Here is a 20,899-nt window from a genome sequence, read left to right on the forward strand (position 1 = left end):
GCGCGACGATTTGAGGCGCCATGTCGGGGCCGGGAGAGACAACCAGCATGACATCAGGCGTTGATCGACTTGCCGAGGGCGAGCTGCCCATCGAGGCGCGACTGGCCGATATCCAGTCGACGCTGGCGACGGAGACACGCGCGCTGCTGGTGGCCGAGCCCGGCGCCGGCAAGACCACCCGGGTGCCGCTGGCACTGCTCGAGGCCGCCTGGTGCCGCGGGCAGCGGCTGCTGTTGCTCGAGCCACGCCGCGTGGCTGCCCGGCTGGCGGCGGGGCACATGGCCCAATCGCTGGGCGAGACGGTCGGGCAGAGCGTGGGTTACCGGATGCGCGGCGAATCGCGCAGCGGGCCCGAGACCCGCCTCGAGGTGGTCACCCAGGGCGTGCTCACGCGCATGCTGCAGGACGACCCGTTGCTCGAGGGCGTGGCCGGAGTGATCTTCGACGAGTTCCACGAGCGCAGCCTGGAGGCCGACCTCGGCCTGGCGCTGACCCTGGATGCGCAATCGGTGCGCGATGACCTTCGCCTGTTGGTGATGTCGGCGACCCTGGACGTGGCGGCCCTGACCGCGGTGCTCGGTGAAACGACCCCGGTGATCGCATGCGAGGGGCGCCAGTTCCCGGTCACGACCCGGCATCGTCCGCCCCGCAGCCGTGACGATCCCGCGCGCCATCGGGCGGCGGTGGTCGCCGAGGCCCTGGCGGCGGATGACGGCGATGCGTTGGTGATCCTGCCCGGGGTCGGCGAGATTCGTCGCCTGGGACGGGCGCTTGCCGAGCGACTGCCCGCGGTGGCCGTTCACGAGCTGCATGGCCGGCTGCCGCTGGAGGCCCAGCGCCAGGCGCTGACGCCCGACCCCGAGGGCCGGCGCCGGGTGGTGTTGGCCACCGCCATCGCCGAGTCCAGCGTCACCGTGCCGGGGGTGTGCATCGTGATCGATGCCGGCCAGGAACGGCTGCCGGTGTTCCAGCCGCGCACCGGGCTGACACGCCTCGAGACCCGACGGGTCAATCGGGCCAGCGCCGACCAGCGTCGCGGGCGTGCCGGCCGGCAGGGGCCGGGCGTCTGTTACCGGCTGTGGGCCGAGGAGCAGCCGCTGGTGCCGGACCGTGAACCGGAGATTCGCCAGGCCGACCTGACGCCGCTGGCCTTCGAGCTGGCGCGCTGGGGCATCACCGAGCCGCAGTCGCTGACCTGGATCACGTCGCCGCCGTCCGGGGCCTTCGCCGCCGGTCGAGAGCGGTTGCGTGTCCTCGGGGTACTGGATGACGCCCATCGACTCACCGCGTTGGGCCGCGCCTGCGCGCGCTGGCCGACCCATCCGCGCCTGGCGGTGATGCTGGAGCGTGCCGCCGAGTTTCGCGCCGAAAGCCTGGCCTGCGGGCTGGCGGCGCTGCTCGAGGGTCGCGACGGCGATGACGAACGCGACCTGGCCGCCGCGCTCGAGACGCGTTTCGCCGCCCCCGGTGAAGATCGTGCCTGGCGACGCGATGCCAAACGCCTGGCGAGCCTCATGGGCTGCCGGCTTTCGACACCGCGAATGGACGCGCTCGGCGAACTGCTGGCGCTGGCCTGGCCCGAGCGCATCGCCCAGCGCCTCGCGCCGGGGCGTTTCCGCCTGGCCGGCGGTGGGCAGGCCACGCTGCCCGAGTCGCATGCGCTGGCCCACACCGGGCTATTGGTGGCGGTGGCCCTGGACGGCGAGGCCGGCGGCGGGCGCATCTTTCGCGCCGCGGCCCTCGATGAGGCCGGGCTGATGGCGCTGTATCCGCAGGCCGGGGAATGGCGAGACCATCTGGAGTGGTCCGACGAACGGGGTCGCCTGATCGGCGAGCGGCGGCGCGGGTTCGGGGCCTTGATCCTCGAGCGTCGACCGCTGGAAACGCTGCCGCCGGAGGCGGTTCAGCGGGCGCTGCTCGAGGCCGTGCGCCGGCGCGGGCTGGCCTTCGATGAGGCCACGGAGCAGCTACGCGCCCGGGTCGCCTTGCTGCGCCGTGAGCTGGGCGATGCTTGGCCGGATTGGTCCGACGAGGCGCTGCTCGACGCTCTGGACGCCTGGCTCGGCCCCTACCTGGCGGGGCTTACCCGCCTCGATCAGGTCGAGGCGCTGCCGTTCGCGCGCATCCTTGAGGATGGCCTGGCCGGCGACCTGCGTGGCCGCCTCGATGCGCTGGCGCCGACCCACCTGACGGTGCCAAGCGGCTCCCGCGTGCGGCTGGACTATCGCGGAGAGACGCCGGTGCTGGCGGTCAAGCTCCAGGAAGTCTTCGGCTGGCAGGCCGCGCCGCGGCTGGTCGATGGGCGGGTCGCGCCGCTGCTGCATCTGCTTTCGCCGGCGCGGCGTCCGCTGCAGGTCACGGCGGACCTGACGAGTTTCTGGGCCAATGGCTACCCCGAGGTGCGCAAGGACATGCGCGGTCGCTACCCCCGGCACCCCTGGCCGGAAGACCCCTGGTCGGCCGAGGCCACGGCACGCACCAAGCGGCGCTAGTCCATGTCCAGAAGTGTCCGTGCTCGGCGATACGGTGTTGAACATCCGCTCGAAATACGCATTTACACCCCGGTAAACTGCGTACTCTCGCTGAGGCTTGCCTGGCGCCTCACAGGGCGATGGGAAGTGCGTCGGCTCGTAGGGAACGGGCCCGGATCTCGCCTTCGTTCGCCGACTGTTGGGACAAGGCCGGCAAGCCGACACGCAGGTTTCTTCAAGATGGATACGAGAGTTCGATGACGACGACACCCCCTTGCCCCTGTGGCAGCGGTCAGCCGCTCGCCGCGTGCTGCGGGCCTTACCACCGCGGCGAGCCGGCACCGACCCCCGAGGCGCTGATGCGCTCGCGCTTCAGCGCCTTCGCCCTGGGCCTGTCCGACTATCTGCGGGAAAGCTGGGCCGCCGAGACCCGGCCGGCGTCGCTGCCGGTCGATGACCCGACCCAGTGGGTGCGCCTCGAGATCCTCGACCATGGCGAGTCGGGCGAGAGAGGCACGGTGCATTTCCGCGCCACCTTCCGCGAGGGGCGCCGCTGGGGCGCGCTGGAGGAGCAGTCGCGCTTCCGCCGCGAGGCGGGGCGCTGGCTTTATGTGGACGGCGAGCCCACGGTCACGCGTCTCAAGCCGGGCCGTAACGCCCCCTGTCCGTGCGGCAGCGGCAGGAAGGGCAAGGCGTGTTGCCTGCGCCACTGAGGCCTTCATCGGCCCGACAGTGAAAAGCCCCGCCGGGGACGGCCGACGGGGCTTTTCGCATTGCGCCTCGGGGTGCCTGACTTACAGCGTCATGGCGGCGATCCAGCCGAAGGCGATCAGCGGGATGTTGTAGTGCAGGAAGGTGGGCACCACGCTGTCCCAGATATGGTCGTGCTGGCCGTCGGCGTTGAGGCCGGCGGTGGGGCCGAGGGTGGAGTCCGAGGCCGGTGAGCCGGCATCGCCCAACGCCGCCGCGGCGCCGACCAGGGCGATGGTGGCCATCGGCGAGAAGCCGAAGTTGATGGCCAGCGGCACGTAGAGCGAGGCGATGATCGGGATGGTCGAGAACGACGAGCCGATGCCCATGGTGATGAACAGGCCGACCAGCAGCATGATCAACGCCGCCAGGCCCTTGTTGTCGCCGATCAGTTCGGTGGAGCTGGTGACCAGGGTTTCGACCTGACCGCTTGCCTGCATGACGCTGGCGAAGCCGGCCGCGGCGATCATGATGAAGCCGACCAACGCCATCATGCGCATGCCCTCGGTGAAGATATCGTCCTGTTCGTGCCAGCGGAACACGCCGCTCACCGAGAGCACGGCGAAGCCGAACAGGCCGCCAAGCACCATGGAGCCGCTCATCAACTGGGCCACCACGGTGCCGACCAGGGCCAGGCCGAGCACGGCGATCTGCCAGGGCTTGAGGTGGCTGGCGGCCTCGGCGGGCGTCTCGTCGCCGTGGGCCAGGTCATGGTCCTGATACTCACGCTTGCGACGGTAGCTGAACAGGAGCGCGACCACGAGCCCGAGTGCCATGCCGCCGATCGGTACCATCATCGCCATGGGTACCATGGCGGCGGTGACATCCAGGCCGTTGTCATTGAGGTTGGTCAGCAGGATGTCGTGCAGGAAGATCGAACCGAAGCCCACCGGTAGCAGCATGTAGGGGGCGGTGATGCCGAAGGTGATCACGCAGGCCACCGCACGACGGTCGAGCTGAAGATGGTTCATCAGCTTGAGCAGGGGCGGCACCAGCACCGGGATGAAGGCGATATGCACCGGGATCAGGTTCTGGGAGCTGACCGAGAAGGCCAGCAGCACGCCGAGCAGTACATAGACGATGGTCCGGCGGCGGGGGATGCCCTGGTCGAGGTGAAGCCCGGCGATGGCCTTCCTGGAGAGCAGCTGGGTGATCCCCGAGCGTGACAGGGCGACGGCGAAGGCGCCGAGCACGGCATAGGAAATGGCCACGGTGGCGCCGTTACCCAGGCCGTCATTGAAGGCGTTCATGATCTCGCCGATCGGCATGCCGGCATAGAGGCCGCCGACCAGCGCGGCCGTGATCAGCGCGAAGACCACGGAGACCCGCATCAGGCTCAGGGTGACCATGACCAGGATGGCAAGCACGATGGCGTTCATGAGGTTTCCTTGCGGGGTGTCGAGGGAATGGGCGCAAAAGCGAAGCGCCCATTGTAGCCATCTCGGCCCATGATGCCAGGCAGGCCCGGGGGAAGAGGTGAGTCACGACGCCGCGAAGGCGGTATAGGCAGGAAGGTAAAGATTAAGGTCAAACCTTATAGCAGGCTAAAAGATTTGGTACCATCTCATCTTTTGCGTGCTGCCACCCTCTGGCGGCACCGAATGCCTGCGTCAGGAAAGCATCGATGTCTCCAGATCAGAGTTTTGCGCGCTGGGTTCGGGTCGCGTTGGCGGCCTTTGGCGTGCTGTTTGTCTATTTCGTGGTCGCCGATACCTATATGCCGATGACTCCCCAGGCCCGCGTGTTGCGGCCCGTGGTACGGGTGACGCCGGAGGTTTCCGGGCGTGTCGAGGCCGTCGCCGTGACCAACAATCAGCGGGTCGAGCGCGGCGATGCGTTGTTCTCGCTGGACCGCGACCCCTTCGAGCTGGCGCTGCATCAGGCGCGCCTGGCCCGGGAGGCCGTGGAGCGTGATAACGCCTTGCTCGAGGCCGACCTCGACGAGGCCCGGGCCGATCTCGACGCGGCGCGGGCCTCCGCCGATGAGCTGGCCGGCGAGCGCGATCGGGCCGAGACGCTGTTGGCCCGCCGCGGCATTGCCAAGCAACGGGTCGACAGCATCGTGGCCGAGGAGCGCCAAGCGCGGTCGTCGGTGGCGGCGGCACAGGCCCGCATTCGTCAGCTGGAGGTGAAGCTCGGCGAGCGTGGCGGCGGCAACTTGCAGCTTCGCCAGGCGGACAACGCCATCGATCAGGCCGAGCTCGACCTCGAGCATACCCTGGTGCGTGCCGATCGCGACGGCGTGGTGACCAACCTGCAGCTGCGCGAGGGAGACTATGTGTCCCGGGGGCAGGCGAGCCTGGCGGTGGTCGGCGACGGCCTCGACCTGATCGCCGACCTGCGCGAGAAGAGCCTGCGCCACGTGCGTGAGGGAGAGCCGGCCCGGGTGGTGTTCGACGCGCTGCCGGGCCGGGTATTCGAGGCGCGCGTCGCCTCGCGAGATGCCGGGGTGCGTGCCGGGCAACTACCGGCGAATGGCCAGCTGGCGAGCATTCCGACCACCGATCGCTGGGTGCGCGATGCCCAGCGCGTGCGCCTGCATCTGGTGGTGGAAGAGCCCCCCGAGGTGCTGCCCGTCAGCGGCGCGCGCGCCACGGTTCAGCTGTTGCCGGCGTCGAACCCGTTGGCGGCGTTGTTCGGTGGCATGCAGATCCGGCTGATGTCATGGCTTCACTATGTCTACTGAGCGTCTCCCCGAAGACGCCGAGCGACCGATTGAGGCGGGGGACGACAGCACCGAGCGGGCGCCGGCAGCAGGTTCGATGGCCGGCTTGCTGCATGGGTTGAGGCGGCTACTGCTGCGCTCGGTGGGGCAGGTGCTGCCGCACGGCGCCCAGGCCACGGAGGCGCGAGAGACCGGTGAGTCACGCTTCTCGATCAACGACATGCGCCAGTGCCTGCGCGTGGCCTTCGCCGGGGTGATCGGTTTTGCCATCAGCCATCTGATGGACTGGAACTATGGTGTCTTCTACACCGTCTATCCGATGTTCCTGCTGGGCATGGTGCCGGTCTTCACCCCGCATGTGGTGCGCCAGTTTCTGGGTAATGTCTGCCTCAACGTGGTCGAGGTGTCGCTGGTGGTCGGGCTCACCCAGCACATGCCGGTGGTGATGACGGGGCTTGCGTTTCTGCTGTTCTATTCGCGTTTCCGGTTGATGGCGAAGGGGCCGCTGTTCCTGTTCGGCGCCAATGGCGTGCTGACGCTGAGCGTGCTGCTGCACTTCGCCAGCTATCCGACCCGGGACCTGTTCGATCTGTTGACCAACAACGTGGTGGCCAGCGTGCTGGCGGTGTGTATCGCGGCGTTGATGCATCTGTTGTTTCCTGACGTCGAAGGCCGCCGGCCGCCGCCGGCCGCCGACAAGCCCGCCGCCTTGGTGCGTCATCAAACGCTGATCGGTGCGATCACCGCCACGCTTTCCTTCGCGGTGTTCCAGAGCCTGGATCTACAGGATTCCCTGTCGGCGCAGATGGCGACCATCCTGATTCTCTTCTCGCTGGGTTATCCCAATGCCAAGGTGTCGGCGGTCAAGCGGGCGATCGGCGCGCTGCTCGGCTGCAACCTGGCGATCCTGATGCAGTTGCTGTTATTCACCCAGAGCGATCACCTGCTGCTGGTGATGCTCAGCTACTGGATCGGCCTGATGCTCTTCGCGCGCATTCATCTGCTCGAGGGCGCGGGTTCGGGGGTCGGCTTCGGCGCCCTGACCACCCTCGGCATTCTCTACGGGCAGTACCTGGGGCCGAACCAGGATGTCGTCTATGCCGCCCTGTACCGGTTCAGCTCCATGAGCGTGGCCATGGTCGGCGCGCTGGTGGTGATGGCGGTGCTGCACCGCCTGCTCAATGCTTTCCCGATGACGCGTGACACCGCGCATTGAGTCTTGAAGCCCCCGGTGAGTCGGAACGCCATGGCGCCATCATCGGCGCCCCTCGCTCCTTCATGGTGCTCGCCCGAGGCCGATCATGACCGATGTTCGTCGGCACTGCCTCGCCGCGCCCTACAACCGCCAGTCGATGCTGGAGGTGCTGCCCGGGCGGGGAGGGGGCAGCCCAGCGACCCGAGCCAGCAGGCCAGGGCCTTTCCCACTACGCCAGGAAACCGGGGCTGCCGGTCTGTTGAGACCGGCAGCGGGGCTTACAGGGTCATGGCGGCGAGCCAGCCGAAGGCGATCAGCGGGATGTTGTAGTGCAGGAAGGTGGGCACCACGCTGTCCCAGATATGGTCGTGCTGGCCGTCGGCGTTGAGGCCGGCGGTGGGGCCGAGGGTGGAGTCCGAGGCCGGTGAGCCGGCATCGCCCAGCGCGGCGGCGGTGCCGACCAGGGCGATGGTGGCCATCGGCGAGAAGCCGAAGTTGAGCGCCAGCGGCACGTAGAGCGAGGCGATGATCGGGATGGTCGAGAACGATGAGCCGATGCCCATGGTGATGAACAGCCCGACCAGCAGCATGATCAGCGCGGCCAGACCCTTGTTGTCGCCGATCAGCTCGGTGGAGCTGGTGACCAGGGTCTCGACCTCACCGCTTGCCTGCATGACGCTGGCGAAGCCCGATGCCGAGATCATGATGAAGCCGACCAGCGCCATCATGCGCATGCCTTCGGTGAAGATGCCGTCCTGCTCGTGCCAGCGAAACACGCCGCTCACCGAGAGCACGGCGAAGCCGAAGATGCCGCCGAGTACCATGGAGCCGGTGACCAGCTGGGTGGCCACGGTGCCGCCCAGGGCGATGGCCAGCACGCCGAGCTGCCAGGGCTTGAGCCGGCCGGCGGCCTGGGCCTGGCTCGCGTCGCCGTGGGCCAGGTCGAGGTCCTGGTACTCGCGCTTGCCGCGATAGCTCAGTAGCACCGCGACCGCGAGGCCCAGCGCCATGCCGCCGATCGGCACGATCATCGCCGTGGGCACCATGCCCGGTGTCACCGACAGGCCCAGCGAGGCGCCGGCCTCGTTGAGGTTGGCCAGCAGGATGTCGTGGAGGAAGATCGAGCCGAAGCCCACCGGCAGCAGCATGTAGGGGGCGGTGATGCCGAAGGTGATCACGCAGGCCACCGCGCGGCGGTCGAGCTTGAGGTGATTCATCAGCTTGAGCAGCGGCGGCACCAGCACCGGGATGAAGGCGATGTGCACCGGGATCAGGTTCTGCGAGCTGATCGCGAAGGCCAGCAGCACCCCAAGCAGGGTGAGGGCGATGGTGCGGCGGTGGGGGATGCCCTCGTCGAGCTTGAGCCGGCCGATGGCCCGGGCGGAGAGCAGTTCGGTGACGCCGGAGCGTGACAGGGCGACGGCGAAGGCGCCGAGCACGGCGTAGGAGATGGCCACGGTGGCGCCGTTGCCGAGGCCGTCATTGAAGGCGTTCATGATCTCGCCGATCGGCATGCCGGCATAGAGACCGCCGGCCAGGGAGGCGGCGATCAACGCGAAGACCACGGAAACGCGGGCGAGACTGAGCACGACCATCACCAGGATGGCCAGGACGACTGCATTCATGGAGGGTCCTTGTGGAGCGGGATTGTTATTGGAGGAGTGACCCGCTCGTCTGCCCTCCGTGGTCGGGAAGACGAGCGGGCGAGAGCCACATCAGTGGCTGGGCAGCAGTTCGGCGGTCACCAGATGGCTCAGGGTGCGAGCCTTCAGCAGTTCGTTGGCGGCGTCGATATCCGGGGCGAAGAAGCGATCCTTATCGTAGTAGGCCACCCGCTCGCGCAGAGACTGGCGCGCCTGTTCCAGCGGTTCGGTGGTTTTTAGACCATGACGGAAGTCCAGCCCCTGGCAGGCGGCCAGCCATTCGATGGCGAGAATGCCGCGCACGTTATCGGCCATCTCCCACAGGCGCTTGCCGGCGGCCGGAGCCATGGAAACGTGGTCTTCCTGGTTGGCCGAGGTGGGCAGGCTGTCGACGCTGTGCGGATGGGCCAGCGCCTTGTTCTCGCTGGCCAGGGCAGCCGCCGTGACCTGCGCGATCATGAACCCTGAATTGACCCCGCCGTTCTCCACCAGGAAGGGCGGTAGCTGGGACATGTTCTTGTCCATCATCAGCGAGATGCGCCGCTCGGTCAGCGAGCCGATCTCGGCGATGGCCAGCGCCAGGTTGTCGGACGCCATGGCCACCGGCTCGGCATGGAAGTTGCCACCGGAGATGATATCGCCCTGCTCGGCGAACACCAGAGGATTGTCGGAGACCGCGTTGACCTCGACGGCCAGTACCTCGGCGGCCTGGCGAAGCTGCGTCAGGGCGGCGCCCATCACCTGGGGCTGGCAACGCAGCGAGTACGGATCCTGGACCTTGCCGCAGTCGGCATGGGAGTCGCTGAGCTGGCTGCGCTCGCCGAGCAGATGGCGATAACCGGCGGCGGCGTCGATCTGGCCGCGCTGGCCACGCACCTCGTGGACGCGGGCATCGAAGGGCGCGCGTGAGCTCAGGGTCGCCTCCACGGTGAGCGCGCCGCATACGGTGGCCGCCGCGAACAGGTCCTCGGCCTCGAACAGCCCCTTGAGAGCGTAGGCGGTGGAGACCTGGGTGCCGTTGAGCAAGGCCAGGCCCTCCTTGGGGGCCAGCGACAGCGGCTCCAGGCCGGCCTTGGCCAGGGCTTCCCGAGCCGGCAGCCATTCGCCGTGGTGGCGGGCCTGGCCCTCGCCGAGCAGCACCACGCTCATATGGGCCAGCGGGGCCAGGTCGCCGGAGGCGCCCACCGAGCCCTTGAGCGGGATATGCGGGTAGACCTCGGCGTTGATCAGCGCCACCAAGGCGTCGAGGACCTCACGGCGGATGCCGGAGAAACCGCGAGCCAGGCTATTGACCTTGAGCACCATGATCAGCCGCACCAGGGCATCATCCATGGCCTCGCCGACGCCGGTGGCATGGGACAGCACCAGCGAACGCTGCAGATCCCCGAGCTGGTCATTCTCGATGCGGGTCTGGGCCAGGAGCCCGAAGCCGGTGTTGATGCCGTAGACGGTGCGGTCCTCGGCGATCACGCGATTGACGCAGTCGACGGCGCGGCCGATGTCGGCGTCGGCGCTGGTGGGCAGCTCGATGGTCATCGGGGCCTGGAAGACCTGGCGAGCCTGGGCCAGGGTCATGTCGCCGGGGGAAATCACGAGATGGTTCATATGGGGTTCCTTGATGTCGCCTGGCCGGAACTCGGCCAGGGGCAGGCTCCTTGCGAAGGCGCTGCGCACCCTTCCCTGGGCGCTACCGATGCCTTCCCTGGCATCGGACCTTCGCTTCGACCTGCCCCCGGCAATCGTCGGCTGGCAGGATGCATGTCCGTGGGTAGAGAGGCGTCTTTACTGATCGAGCATCGGCAGGTCGAGGCCGTTGTCCCGGGCGCACCGCTGGGCGCTGTCGTAGCCGGCATCGGCGTGACGCATCACCCCGCTGGCCGGGTCGTTGCGCAGCACGCGGCCGAGGCGAGCGTGGGCGTCGTCGCTGCCGTCGGCGACGATGACGACGCCGGCGTGCTGGGAGAAGCCCATGCCCACGCCGCCACCGTGATGCAGCGACACCCAGGTGGCGCCGCCGGCGGTGTTGGCCAGGGCGTTGAGCAGCGGCCAGTCGGAGACGGCGTCGGAGCCGTCGAGCATCACCTCGGTCTCGCGGTTGGGGCTCGCCACCGAGCCGGAATCCAGGTGGTCGCGGCCGATCACCACCGGGGCCTTGAGTTCACCATTGGCGACCATCTCGTTGAAGGCCTGGCCGAGGCGCGCACGGTCCTTGAGGCCGACCCAGCAGATCCGCGCCGGCAGCCCCTGGAAGGCGATGCGCTCGCGGGCCATGTCGAGCCAGTTGTGCAGGTGCGGGTCGTCGGGGATCAGCTCCTTGACCTTGGCGTCGGTCTTGTAGATGTCCTCGGGGTCGCCGGACAGCGCCACCCAGCGGAACGGGCCGATGCCCTGGCAGAACAGCGGGCGAATATAGGCGGGCACGAAGCCGGGGAAGTCGAAGGCCTTCTCGACGCCTTCTTCCTGGGCCATCTGACGAATGTTGTTGCCGTAGTCGAAGGTCGGCGCGCCCATCTGCTGGAAGTCGAGCATGGCGCGCACGTGCACCGCCATGGACCGCTTGGCGGCCTTGACCACCGCCTCGGGCTCGGTCTTGCCGCGGGCCACGTACTCGTCCCAGGTCCAGCCGGCCGGCAGGTAGCCGTGCAGCGGGTCGTGGGCGCTGGTCTGGTCGGTGACCATGTCCGGCTTGACACCACGGCGGACCAGCTCGGGCAGCACGTCGGCGGCATTGGCGCACAGCGCGATGGAGATCGCCTGGCCTTCTCGGGTGTACTTCTCGATGCGCGCCAGGGCGTCGTCGAGATCCTCGGCCTGTTCGTCGACGTAGCGGGTCCGCAGGCGGAAGTCGATGCTCGTCTGCTGGCATTCGATGGTCAGCGAGCAGGCGCCGGCCAGGGTCGCCGCCAGCGGCTGGGCGCCGCCCATGCCGCCGAGGCCGGCGGTGAGCACCCAGCGGCCGCGAAGGTCGCCGTCGAAGTGCTGGCGGCCGGCCTCGACGAAGGTCTCGTAGGTGCCCTGGACGATGCCCTGGGAGCCGATGTAGATCCAGGACCCGGCGGTCATCTGGCCATACATCATCAGGCCTTTCCTATCGAGCTCGTTGAAGTGCTCCCAGTTGGCCCAGGCAGGCACCAGGTTGGAGTTGGCGATCAGCACCCGCGGGGCGTCCTTGTGGGTCGGGATCACCGCCACCGGCTTGCCGGACTGGACCAGCAGGGTCTGGTCGTCTTCCAGGCGCTTTAGCACCTCGACGATCTTGTCGAAGCACTGCCAGTCGCGGGCGGCGCGGCCGATGCCGCCGTAGACCACCAGGTCCTCGGGGCGCTCGGCGACGTCCGGGTGCAGGTTGTTCATCAGCATGCGCAGCGGCGCCTCGCTGAGCCAGCTCTTGCAGGAGAGCTCACTGCCGGTGGGGGCGGCGATCTGGCGGCTGGGGTCGTGGCGCTTATCGGTATTAGACATGCTTGGGTCCTCACGGAGAAAGGGGGCTGGCGGCCGAGATGCCGAATCAGCCGTTCAGGGTCAGCAGATGGACGAGCCGGGCCGCGGCGCGGGCGGTGCGTTGGTCGATATCGAGATCGGGGTTGAGCTCGGCGAGGTCGGCGAGGCGTAGCTTGCCGCTGTCGCGGATCGCCTCGATCAGTGGCTCGAGCAGGGCCAGCGGCACGCCGCGGGCGGCCGGGGCGCTGACGCCGGGCGCCTCCGCGGCCGGCAGCACGTCGAGGTCGATGGTCAGGTAGAGGTGGTCGCAGCGCACCATGAAGCGCTGCAGCTCTCGCAGTCGTTCCTCCAGGGTGGTGGCCAGGAAGTCACGATCCTCGCGGACCAGCACCTCGAGCTCGGCGGCGCGATCGAACAGCGCCCGCGTATTGGATGCCCGGCTGACGCCCAGGCAGGCGTAGCGGAACGGCCAGTCATGGGCGTGGCACTGCTCGGCGATCTGGGCGAAGGGTGTCCCCGAGGAATGTCCGTGCCCGGGGTCGCGCAGGTCGAAGTGGGCATCCAGGTTGATGATGCCGAGCCGCGGCGCCCGTTCGCCCTGGGCCTGGAAGTGGCGGGCGAGGCCCGACCAGCTGCCGAAGGCCACCTCGTGGCCGCCGCCTAGCACCACCGGCAGATGGCCGGCCGCCAGCAGGCCGGCGACGCGCTCGCCGAGGCGCTGCTGGGCATCCTCCAGGGCGTCGCCGTCGCACACCACATCGCCGGCGTCGAAGGTCGGGCCTTCGCGGTGCCAGGTCAGCGGTGCCAGGGCGCGGCGGATCGCCAGCGGGCCGGCGGCCGCGCCGGTGCGGCCCTGGTTGCGCGCCACGCCGGCGTCGCTGGCGAAGCCGAGCAGGGCGGTGCCAGGGTCGGCCTCGGCGGCGAGGGGGCGAATCATCTGGTGCCAGCGGGGGCTGTTCGGCTCGGGGTCGGTGCGGCCGCGCCACACCGTCATGTCGATGGCATCAGGCGTCATGGCTGGCCTCCGTGGTGACCTGGCCCTGGAAGATCCGCTGGCGCAGGCGGCCCGGCTGGACGGCGTAGGCCAGCTCCGCCGGTTGATCGATATGCCACAGGCAGACATCGGCGGGGGCGCCCTCGTAGAGGCGACCGCTCTCCTTGAGCCCCAGTGCCTGGGCGCCGTGGGCGGTCATGCCGGCCAGCGCCTCGCGGGGCGTCAGCCGGAACAGCGTGCAGGCGAGGTTCAGCATCAGCGTCGGCATGAACAGCGGCGAGCTGCCGGGATTGGCGTCGGTGGCCACGGCCATCGGTACCCCGGCCTCGCGCAGGGCGGCGATGGGCGGCGCTTGCGTCTCGCGCAGGGTGTGGAAGGCCCCCGGCAGGATCACCGCCACGCTGCCGGCCGCCTGCAGGGCCTCGACGCCGGCCTGGTCCAGGTACTCGATATGGTCGGCCGAGAGGGCGCCATGGCGGGCGGCCAGCGCGCTGCCACCGAGGTTGGAGAGCTGCTCGGCGTGGGCCTTGATCGGCAGGCCGTGCTTCTCGGCGGCCTGGAAGACGCGCTCGCACTGGTCGACGGAGAAGGCGATGGACTCGCAGAACACGTCGACGGCGTCGGCGAGGCCCTCGGCCACGGCGGCGGGGATCATCTCGTCGCAGATCAGGTCGATATAACCGTCGCTGTCGTCCTCGCTTCCTCCCTTGAACTCCGGCGGCAGGGCGTGGGCGCCGAGCAGGGTGGTGACCACGCGCACCGGCAGGTACTCGCCGAGGCGGCGCGCCACCCGCAGCATCTTCAGTTCGTCGGCGACGTTGAGGCCGTAGCCGGACTTGATCTCCACCGTGGTGACGCCGTCGTCGATCAGCGCCTGCAGGCGCGGCAGGGCGGCCTCGAAGAGGGCGTCTTCGCTTGCCTCGCGGGTGGCGCGCACGGTGCTGATGATGCCGCCGCCGGCCTCGGCGATCTCGGCGTAGCTGGCGCCCTCCAGGCGTTGTTCGAACTCGTCGGCGCGGCTGCCGCCGAACACCAGATGGGTATGGCAGTCGACCAGCCCAGGCGTCATCACGCCGCCCCGGGCCATCTCTCGGCATCCTGCGGCGTGGTCGTCATCGAAGTCCCGCATGGGCACCAGGGTGGTGATCCGCGCTTCCTCGACGATCACCGCCATCGGTTCGGGCAGCGTCTGGATGCCGTCGAAGACGGTCACGTGGCGCCATAGCAGGCGCTGCTGGGCGGTCGATGTCATCGTCGTGTTCCTCCCGGGTCGGGGTGTGGATCGGTTTTGTATATACATTTAGAGCAAGCCGGTTTCGGCGTCAAGCTCGGTCGCCTCTCCGGGGCTGGGCAGGCGACGCTGACGAGTGACGCCGAGGCGGGGTGGCTTGTTTTTAGATGTTTAATATCAACAAGATAATATTATTTCTATGGGGTGATAAAGGCCGCTTCCATGGCCCTTTCCGAGGGCATTTAGACTAAAGAACAAGTCCCTCAGAGGGGCATTGGATGGTGTGTGGCCTCTTTGTATTGTATATACATATTCAGCGTCATCGAACCGGCGAGACAACGACAACGGAGGACCCGCCCATGACACGGCCATCCCAGGCATCGGAGACCGTCCGACGCCCCTCGCTCACTACCGTCCTCAAGCTGTTCGTGCCCAGCCTGCTGGGCATCCTGATCTTCTTCGTGCCGATCACCCTGGGTGGCCGCTCCACCATCGCCCTGGACCACATGGTCGGCGGGGTGCGCGCCCTGCTGGGGGATGCCGACGGCCTCTATGCCGTGGCGATGATCGTCGCCGGGGCCGCCTACCCGCTGCTCACCGGGCGCTGGCGGCGTAGCGTCACCGAGCGAGTGTTCAGCGTGCTCAAGGTCGCCGGCGTGGTGGCGGCGTTGATGGCGCTCACCGGCTGGGGGCCGGCCTTCCTCCACGAGCCGGACATGCTGCCGTTCCTGTTCGACAAGCTGGTGATCCCGGTAGGGTTGATCGTGCCCATCGGCGCCATCTTCCTGGCGCTGCTGATCAGCTATGGCCTGCTGGAACTGATCGGGGTGCTGGTGCAGCCGGTCATGCGGCCGATCTGGAGGACGCCGGGTCGCTCGGCCATCGATGCCGTGGCCTCCTTCGTGGGCAGCTACTCGATCGGGCTGCTGATCACCAATCGGGTCTATCAGGCGGGGCAGTACTCGGCGCGGGAGGCGGCGATCATCGCCACCGGCTTCTCCACGGTGTCGGCGACCTTCATGATCATCGTCGCCAAGACCCTGGACCTGATGAGCGTCTGGAACCTGTATTTCTGGCTGACGTTGGCCATCACCTTCCTGGTCACCGCGATCACCGTGCGTCTGCCGCCGCTGTCACGCATGGACGACGGCAAGACCGACGGCGAGCCGGACTCGGTGCCCGGCAAGCGCCTGACCACCGCCTGGCATACCGGCCTCGACGTGGCCGCCAAGGCGCCGAGCCTGCCCCAGAGCGTGGCGCTGAACTTTCGCGAGGGTCTGGTGATGGCGATCAGCATCCTGCCGTCGATCATGTCGGTGGGGCTCGCCGGGCTGCTGATCGCCAAGTACACGCCGCTGTTCGAGTGGCTCGGCTGGGTGTTCTACCCGTTCACCGCGATCTGGGGGCTCGACGACGCCCTGGTGCTCTCCCAGGCGGCGGCTGCCGGGCTCGCCGAGATGTTCCTGCCGGCCCTGCTGATGGGCGATGCCGGTTTCGTGGCGCGTTTCGCCGCCGGGGTGGTTTCGGTGTCGGCGGTGCTGTTCTTCTCGGCCTCGATCCCTTGCATCCTGTCGACCAGCATCCCGTTGTCGGTGGGGCGGATCCTGGTGATTTGGCTGTTGCGCATGGCGCTGAGCCTGTTGCTGGCGGTGCCGGCGGGCTATCTGGCACAGGCGATCATGGGGGGGTGATTCCTCGCCCGCTCAGCTTTCGGCATACACACAGACCCTGACGGGGCCGGGCATTTGCCCGGCCCCGTCGTGTTTTATGAGAGTGAACGGTTGTTGCTGAATGGGCTGGCTCAGCGGGTAACATGCCGGGAGTACACCGTCAGCGGTCCGGGCCGGTCAGCGCCTTGTTCAGCGAGGAGCGCAGCTTGTAGCGATCGCCGGGGTGGGTCAGCCGGGCATAGCTGATCAGGTGATCGTCGGACCAGGTGCGGCGGGTCATGCTCAGGCAGGGGGTGGCGGTGTCGATCTCGAGCCAGGCCGCGACCTGGGGGGCGACCAGCACCGCCTCGACGATATGCTCGACGTCGGAGATCGGGCAGGCGGCCACCAGCACCTCGTTGGGGGTATGGTGGGAGAAGTCGGTACTCAGGTAGTCGGGGACCCAGCGCGGGATCACGTAACGATTCTCGAGCTGGATCGGCACCCCGTTCTCGCGGTGGACCAGCAGGGTATGGAAAACCCGGGTGCCGAGCCGCACGCCCATGCGCAGGGCGACCTCGTCGTCGGCCTCGATGGCCTCGCTGACCAGCAGGTCGTTGCGGTAGGCGTGGCCGCGGCTGACGACCTCGTCGGCGATGTTCTCCACGTCCAGTAGCGAGGACTCGGCCTTGCGGTCGGTGACGAAGGTGCCGAGCCCCGGCTGACGCACCAGGTAGCCTTGTTGCACCAGGTCGCGGATGGCCTTGTTGGCGGTCATGCGACTGACCCCGAAGTCTCGGGCCAGCTGCTCCTCCGGCGGAATTTGATGACGCGGTACCCACTCGCCACCGCGAATCTTCTCCAGTAGGTGCTGTTGGATTCTTAGGTAAAGTGGGAGAGAGCTGGCCATGTTAGCCTTGAATCCTTCACTGGTGAGTCGGTGGTGCGGGGTGCTGGCTGAGGCGTCGACCGACAGTCTACCCGTGTGCGCGCCCCGAGGCATCCGGAGCCTGGCGAAGGCGGCGGTTCGGGCACTATCATCGGTGGCCTTCGTTCCTTCATGTTTCTCGTCCGAGGCCGATCATGACCGATGCCCGACTGTACAGCCCCGCCACGGCCCGCAACCGCCAGCCGATTCTCGAGGTGCTCGATGAGGCGCTGCCCGGGCCCGCACGCGTCCTCGAGCTTGCCTCCGGCAGCGGCGAGCATGCCTGTCATTTCGCCGCCGCCCGGGCGGACTGGGACTGGCAGCCCAGCGATCCGAACCCGCAGGCCAGAGCCTCGATCACGGCCTGGCGCGAGGCGCAGGCATTGCCGAACCTGAGGACGCCGCTGGCGCTGGATGCCACGAGCGACTGGCCGGCGGAAAGCTTCGAGGCGATCGTTGCCATCAACCTGGTGCATATCTCGCCCTGGGCGGTGACCGAGGCCTTGATGGCGCGGGCAGGGGAGCGCCTCGCGCCGGGCGGAATGTTGCTGCTCTATGGTCCCTTCCTGTGCGAGACGCAACCCACGGCCCCCAGCAATCACGCCTTCGACGCCGACCTGCGTGCCCGGGATGCTCGCTGGGGCATTCGTGACCTGGCGGATGTGACGCGTGAGGCGCAACGCCACGGGCTGAGCCTTGAACGGCGGGTGGCAATGCCGGCCAATAACCTCTGCCTGATCTGGCGGCGAGGTGGCCACCTTCGGGGGTGAGGGAAGCGAGAGTACCCTGCAGGGCTGCGTTCAGGTGGAGGTGTCGGCTGGGCAGAACCGCAGTGAGCTCAGCTTCGGCTAAGCCCCGCGGGCGCCGAGAAAGGAGCCCATTGAGGCGCCTTTCTTGTGCGCCCAACCCTCGGGGAGAGACCTCACGTTTTGACAGAGTATTGATATTTTTTTCAGCGCAACGAAAAACGGCCACCGCTCTGATGAGCTAAGTGGCCGTTTCTCTTGATGTTCATGGTCGGAGCGACAGGATTCGAACCTGCGACCTTTGCAACCCCATTGCAACGCGCTACCAAGCTGCGCCACGCTCCGGCGTTCTCTTTCGGCTCATTCGCCGTGGGACGTGCCCCGAGAACGAGGCGTATATTATCGCGGAAGTGGGTAAATGAAAAGCTTCTTTTACGCTTTTTTTCAAAAGGTTGGCCACGAACAAGGAGGTCTGCCCAGCCGCCTCGCGCTTTGTCAGAATATACGGACATGAAGCTGGAGAACGACGATGTCGCTGATTTGGGGGATGAGCATGCTGTTGGCATGCCAGATGCTGGGGGAGTTGTTGGCCAGGGGGCTTGCGTTGCCGATTCCGGGGCCGGTGATCGGCATGGTGATCCTGCTGGTGGCCCTGCTGGTGCGTGGCAAGGTGCCGGATAGCCTGAGGGTCTCTGGTGAGGGCTTGCTGCGTTATCTCACGCTGCTGTTCGTGCCGGCCGGCGTCGGGGTGATGGTGCATGGTGCGCTGATCGGTCGCGATATCCTGCCGATCCTGGTGACGCTGGTCGTCTCCACGGGGCTGACGCTTGGCGTGACGGCTTGGGTGCTCTCGCGGCTTCAGGGCCGCCTTGGCAAGGGAGGGCACCAATGAACGTCGCGCGCCTGGATCAGCTATGGGTCTACCTGTCGGGCAACCCGTTGTTGTCGTTGCTGTTGACGCTGGTGGCCTTTGCGCTGTCGGTGCGGGTCAACAAGGCCCTGGGCGGTACGCCGCTGCTGCATCCGGTGATGCTGGCGATCGCCTTGCTGATCGGTTGTCTGGTGTTGCTCGATATGGATTACGCGACCTACTTCGAGGGCGCCCAGTTCATCCATTTCCTGCTGGGGCCTGCCACGGTAGCGCTGGCGATTCCGCTCTATGATCATCGCGAGCGGGTGCGCCGCTTGCTCGTGCCGCTGCTGTTGGCTTGCGTGACCGGCGTGGTGACCGCCGTGGCCAGCACCCTGGGGCTGGCGCTGTTGCTAGGGGCACGTCACGAGACCCTGATGTCGTTGGCGCCGCGTTCGGTGACGTCACCCATCGCCATGGGCATCGCCGAGCAGATCGGTGGAATCCCGTCCCTGGCGGCGGGGCTGGTTCTGCTGACCGGCGCCATCGGTTGCGCCCTGGGGCCGGCGATCTTCCGGCTGCTGGGTATCCGCGACCCGGCGGTTCAGGGCTTTGCCATGGGGCTTTCGGCACATGGTTTCGGTACCGCTCAAGCGTTTTCGCGGTTGGGGGCGGTGGCCGGCGCCTTCTCGGGGCTGGCCATGGGCATCACCGGGTTGCTGACGGCGTTCCTGCTGCCGCCGCTGGTTCATGTGCTCGGCCTGGGCTAACCGCCGAGGGCGTGTGTCCGCTTTACGATGATGGTCGCTTCGCCTCGGTTATGGCGGGCAGGGCAACATGCCCTGGGCTAAGGTCCAGGCGTGAGGCGGCCGAAAGGAGTATGCCCATGTGGCGGGTCATCGCGTCGGTATTGGCGGCCTTCTTCGGGGTCCAGAAGGAGTCGCGTCGCCGGGAGGACTTCTCCCGGCGCGGGGCGGGTGCCTTCATCGTGGTGGGCGTGTTGCTGGCGCTCGTGCTGGTCTGTCTGATCGCACTGGTGGCGACGCTGGCGGCTCGCTGAGGTGGCGACAGCGTTGAAGAATCCGTTGGGGGAGGCGTCCGACGCTCGCCGGTGATCCGGTCATGGCGTCCTATACTCGTGTCAGGCGTGATGGATGCACGTGGACGTTCAGGAGGGGGCGATGCGGATGCGCAAGCGGCTCGTTTGGACGGCGAGCGGCGTGGCCCTGGCCGGCTCGGCGGTGGCTCGGGCCAGCGGCTGGAACATGCCGGTCGGTGTCACCGATCTGAGCCAGGATATCTATGGCCTGCACATGACGATCTTCTGGATCTGTGTGGTCATCGGCATCGTCGTCTTCGGTGCCTTCTTCTTCTCTCTCTTTCGCTATCGCCGCTCGCGCGGTGCCAAGCCTTCGCGTTTCCACGAGCACACCACGACGGAGGTGCTCTGGACCCTCGTGCCGCTGCTGATCCTGGTGGTGATGGCGGTGCCTGCCACGGCGACGCTCAAGGCGATGTACGACACCTCCGAGGCCGACATGGAGGTGATGATCACCGGTCAGCAATGGCGCTGGCGCTACGAATATCGCGGCGAAGACGTGTCCTTCACATCCAACCTGGCCACGCCGCGTGAGCAGATTGATGGCCAGTCCGCCAAGGGCGAACATTACCTGCGCGAGGTCGATGAGCCGTTGGTGCTGCCGGTCGATCGTAAGGTGCGTCTGCTGATGACCTCCGATGACGTCATTCATTCCTGGTGGGTCCCGGAACTCGGCGTCAAGCAAGATACCATGCCGGGTTTCGTCAACGAGAATTGGGTGCGCATCAATGAGCCGGGCACCTACCGCGGGCAGTGTGCCGAGCTCTGCGGTCGTGACCATGCCTTCATGCCGATCGTCGTCGAGGCGGTAACGCCGGAGCGGTTCGCAAGCTGGCTGGATGAACGCAGGTCGGCCGCGGCCGAGGCCGCCATGGGGCTCGATCGTGAGTGGGGCATGGATGAGCTGATGGAACGGGGGCAGGAGGTCTACGCCACGAGCTGTGCTTCTTGTCACCAGCCCGATGGTAGCGGTAGTCCGCCGGCGTTCCCCGCCCTGGCAGGCAATCAGGCGCTGATGGATGACCGGGAGCGGCATGTCGAGACCGTGGTCAACGGCGTCGCGGGTTCCTCCATGGCGGCTTTCCGCAACATCCTCAATCCGGTGGATATCGCCGCCGTGATCACCTATGAGCGCAATGCCTGGGGCAGCGAGACCGGGGAGCGTGTCCAGCCTTCGGCGATCGCCGAACGGCTCGCCGACTAGGCTATTAGGCAACGACATCGCGCGTGAACGATA

The 20,899-nt window shown here is 67.6% G+C and carries 17 protein-coding genes and 1 tRNA gene; 10 read left to right on the forward strand and 8 right to left on the reverse strand.

Annotated elements, in window-relative coordinates; translation table 11 throughout:
• Positions 1 to 47 precede the first annotated feature (47 nt).
• The gene (hrpB, locus tag ETC07_RS00300; RefSeq protein ID WP_136246551.1) at positions 48 to 2,492 is read left to right on the forward strand and encodes an ATP-dependent helicase HrpB; all 2,445 of its coding nucleotides are present in this window, start codon (positions 48 to 50) and stop codon (positions 2,490 to 2,492) included.
• Between the two features lie 236 nt (positions 2,493 to 2,728).
• On the forward strand, positions 2,729 to 3,184 hold the full coding sequence (locus ETC07_RS00305) for a YchJ family protein (protein WP_136246552.1): 456 nt from the start codon (positions 2,729 to 2,731) through the stop codon (positions 3,182 to 3,184).
• Between the two features lie 81 nt (positions 3,185 to 3,265).
• Here the strand turns inward: ETC07_RS00305 and ETC07_RS00310 are convergent, their stop codons facing one another.
• Positions 3,266 to 4,600, reverse strand: a complete 1,335-nt coding sequence (locus ETC07_RS00310; protein WP_136246553.1) for a Na+/H+ antiporter family protein — start codon at positions 4,598 to 4,600, stop codon at positions 3,266 to 3,268.
• A 245-nt stretch (positions 4,601 to 4,845) separates the two neighbouring features.
• Between ETC07_RS00310 and ETC07_RS00315 the strand changes: the two genes are divergently transcribed.
• Positions 4,846 to 5,907, forward strand: a complete 1,062-nt coding sequence (locus ETC07_RS00315; RefSeq protein ID WP_136246554.1) for an HlyD family secretion protein — start codon at positions 4,846 to 4,848, stop codon at positions 5,905 to 5,907.
• 76 nt (positions 5,908 to 5,983) lie between these two features.
• Positions 5,984 to 7,102: a DUF2955 domain-containing protein gene (locus ETC07_RS00320; RefSeq protein ID WP_136246555.1), complete on the forward strand. Its 1,119-nt coding sequence runs from the start codon at positions 5,984 to 5,986 to the stop codon at positions 7,100 to 7,102.
• Between the two features lie 257 nt (positions 7,103 to 7,359).
• On the opposite strand, the gene ETC07_RS00325 is transcribed toward ETC07_RS00320, so the two are convergent.
• The 5 genes from ETC07_RS00325 to hutI form a co-directional block, all read right to left on the reverse strand.
• Positions 7,360 to 8,706 (reverse strand): Na+/H+ antiporter family protein, encoded by a 1,347-nt coding sequence (locus tag ETC07_RS00325; RefSeq protein ID WP_136246556.1) that lies wholly within the window; start codon positions 8,704 to 8,706, stop codon positions 7,360 to 7,362.
• A gap of 90 nt (positions 8,707 to 8,796) precedes the next feature.
• A complete protein-coding gene (gene hutH / locus ETC07_RS00330; protein ID WP_136246557.1) occupies positions 8,797 to 10,329 on the reverse strand; it encodes a histidine ammonia-lyase in 1,533 nt (510 codons plus the stop codon).
• A 177-nt stretch (positions 10,330 to 10,506) separates the two neighbouring features.
• Positions 10,507 to 12,186, reverse strand: coding sequence for a urocanate hydratase (gene hutU / locus ETC07_RS00335; RefSeq protein WP_136246558.1), 1,680 nt, complete (start codon positions 12,184 to 12,186; stop codon positions 10,507 to 10,509).
• Positions 12,187 to 12,232: 46 nt separating this feature from the next.
• Positions 12,233 to 13,180: a formimidoylglutamase gene (gene hutG, locus ETC07_RS00340; RefSeq protein ID WP_136246559.1), complete on the reverse strand. Its 948-nt coding sequence runs from the start codon at positions 13,178 to 13,180 to the stop codon at positions 12,233 to 12,235.
• Positions 13,170 to 14,411 carry an imidazolonepropionase gene (gene hutI / locus ETC07_RS00345; RefSeq protein ID WP_136246560.1) on the reverse strand — a complete coding sequence of 414 codons (1,242 nt, stop codon included), beginning with the start codon at positions 14,409 to 14,411 and terminating at the stop codon, positions 13,170 to 13,172. The genes hutG and hutI overlap by 11 nt, the downstream gene beginning before the upstream one ends.
• 338 nt (positions 14,412 to 14,749) lie before the next feature.
• On the opposite strand from hutI, the gene ETC07_RS00350 reads away from it, so the two are divergent.
• Complete coding sequence (locus ETC07_RS00350; RefSeq protein WP_136246561.1) at positions 14,750 to 16,081, forward strand: YjiH family protein; 1,332 nt, start codon at positions 14,750 to 14,752, stop codon at positions 16,079 to 16,081.
• A 139-nt stretch (positions 16,082 to 16,220) separates the two neighbouring features.
• On the opposite strand, the gene hutC is transcribed toward ETC07_RS00350, so the two are convergent.
• A complete protein-coding gene (hutC, locus tag ETC07_RS00355) occupies positions 16,221 to 16,949 on the reverse strand; it encodes a histidine utilization transcriptional repressor HutC (protein ID WP_136246562.1) in 729 nt (242 codons plus the stop codon).
• Between the two features lie 173 nt (positions 16,950 to 17,122).
• Between hutC and ETC07_RS00360 the strand changes: the two genes are divergently transcribed.
• Entirely contained in the window at positions 17,123 to 17,737 is a 615-nt protein-coding gene (locus ETC07_RS00360; RefSeq protein WP_136246563.1) for a DUF938 domain-containing protein, read from the forward strand.
• Positions 17,738 to 17,981: 244 nt separating this feature from the next.
• Here the strand turns inward: ETC07_RS00360 and ETC07_RS00365 are convergent.
• Positions 17,982 to 18,058 (reverse strand) — tRNA-Pro (locus tag ETC07_RS00365).
• Between the two features lie 184 nt (positions 18,059 to 18,242).
• Here ETC07_RS00365 and ETC07_RS00370 point away from each other — a divergent pair.
• From ETC07_RS00370 to coxB, 4 genes are all read left to right on the forward strand, one after another.
• Positions 18,243 to 18,605, forward strand: coding sequence for a CidA/LrgA family protein (locus ETC07_RS00370; RefSeq protein ID WP_136246564.1), 363 nt, complete (start codon positions 18,243 to 18,245; stop codon positions 18,603 to 18,605).
• Entirely contained in the window at positions 18,602 to 19,333 is a 732-nt protein-coding gene (locus tag ETC07_RS00375) for an LrgB family protein (RefSeq protein ID WP_136246565.1), read from the forward strand. Before ETC07_RS00370 ends, ETC07_RS00375 begins: the two co-directional genes overlap by 4 nt.
• A gap of 116 nt (positions 19,334 to 19,449) precedes the next feature.
• Complete coding sequence (locus ETC07_RS00380) at positions 19,450 to 19,623, forward strand: DUF2970 domain-containing protein (RefSeq protein WP_136246566.1); 174 nt, start codon at positions 19,450 to 19,452, stop codon at positions 19,621 to 19,623.
• 127 nt (positions 19,624 to 19,750) lie between these two features.
• Positions 19,751 to 20,866, forward strand: a complete 1,116-nt coding sequence (gene coxB / locus ETC07_RS00385; protein WP_240724536.1) for a cytochrome c oxidase subunit II — start codon at positions 19,751 to 19,753, stop codon at positions 20,864 to 20,866.
• Positions 20,867 to 20,899 lie beyond the last annotated feature (33 nt).

The organism is Halomonas borealis, assembly GCF_004798905.1.
In the GTDB taxonomy this organism is placed as follows: Bacteria; Pseudomonadota; Gammaproteobacteria; order Pseudomonadales; family Halomonadaceae; genus Halomonas; species Halomonas borealis.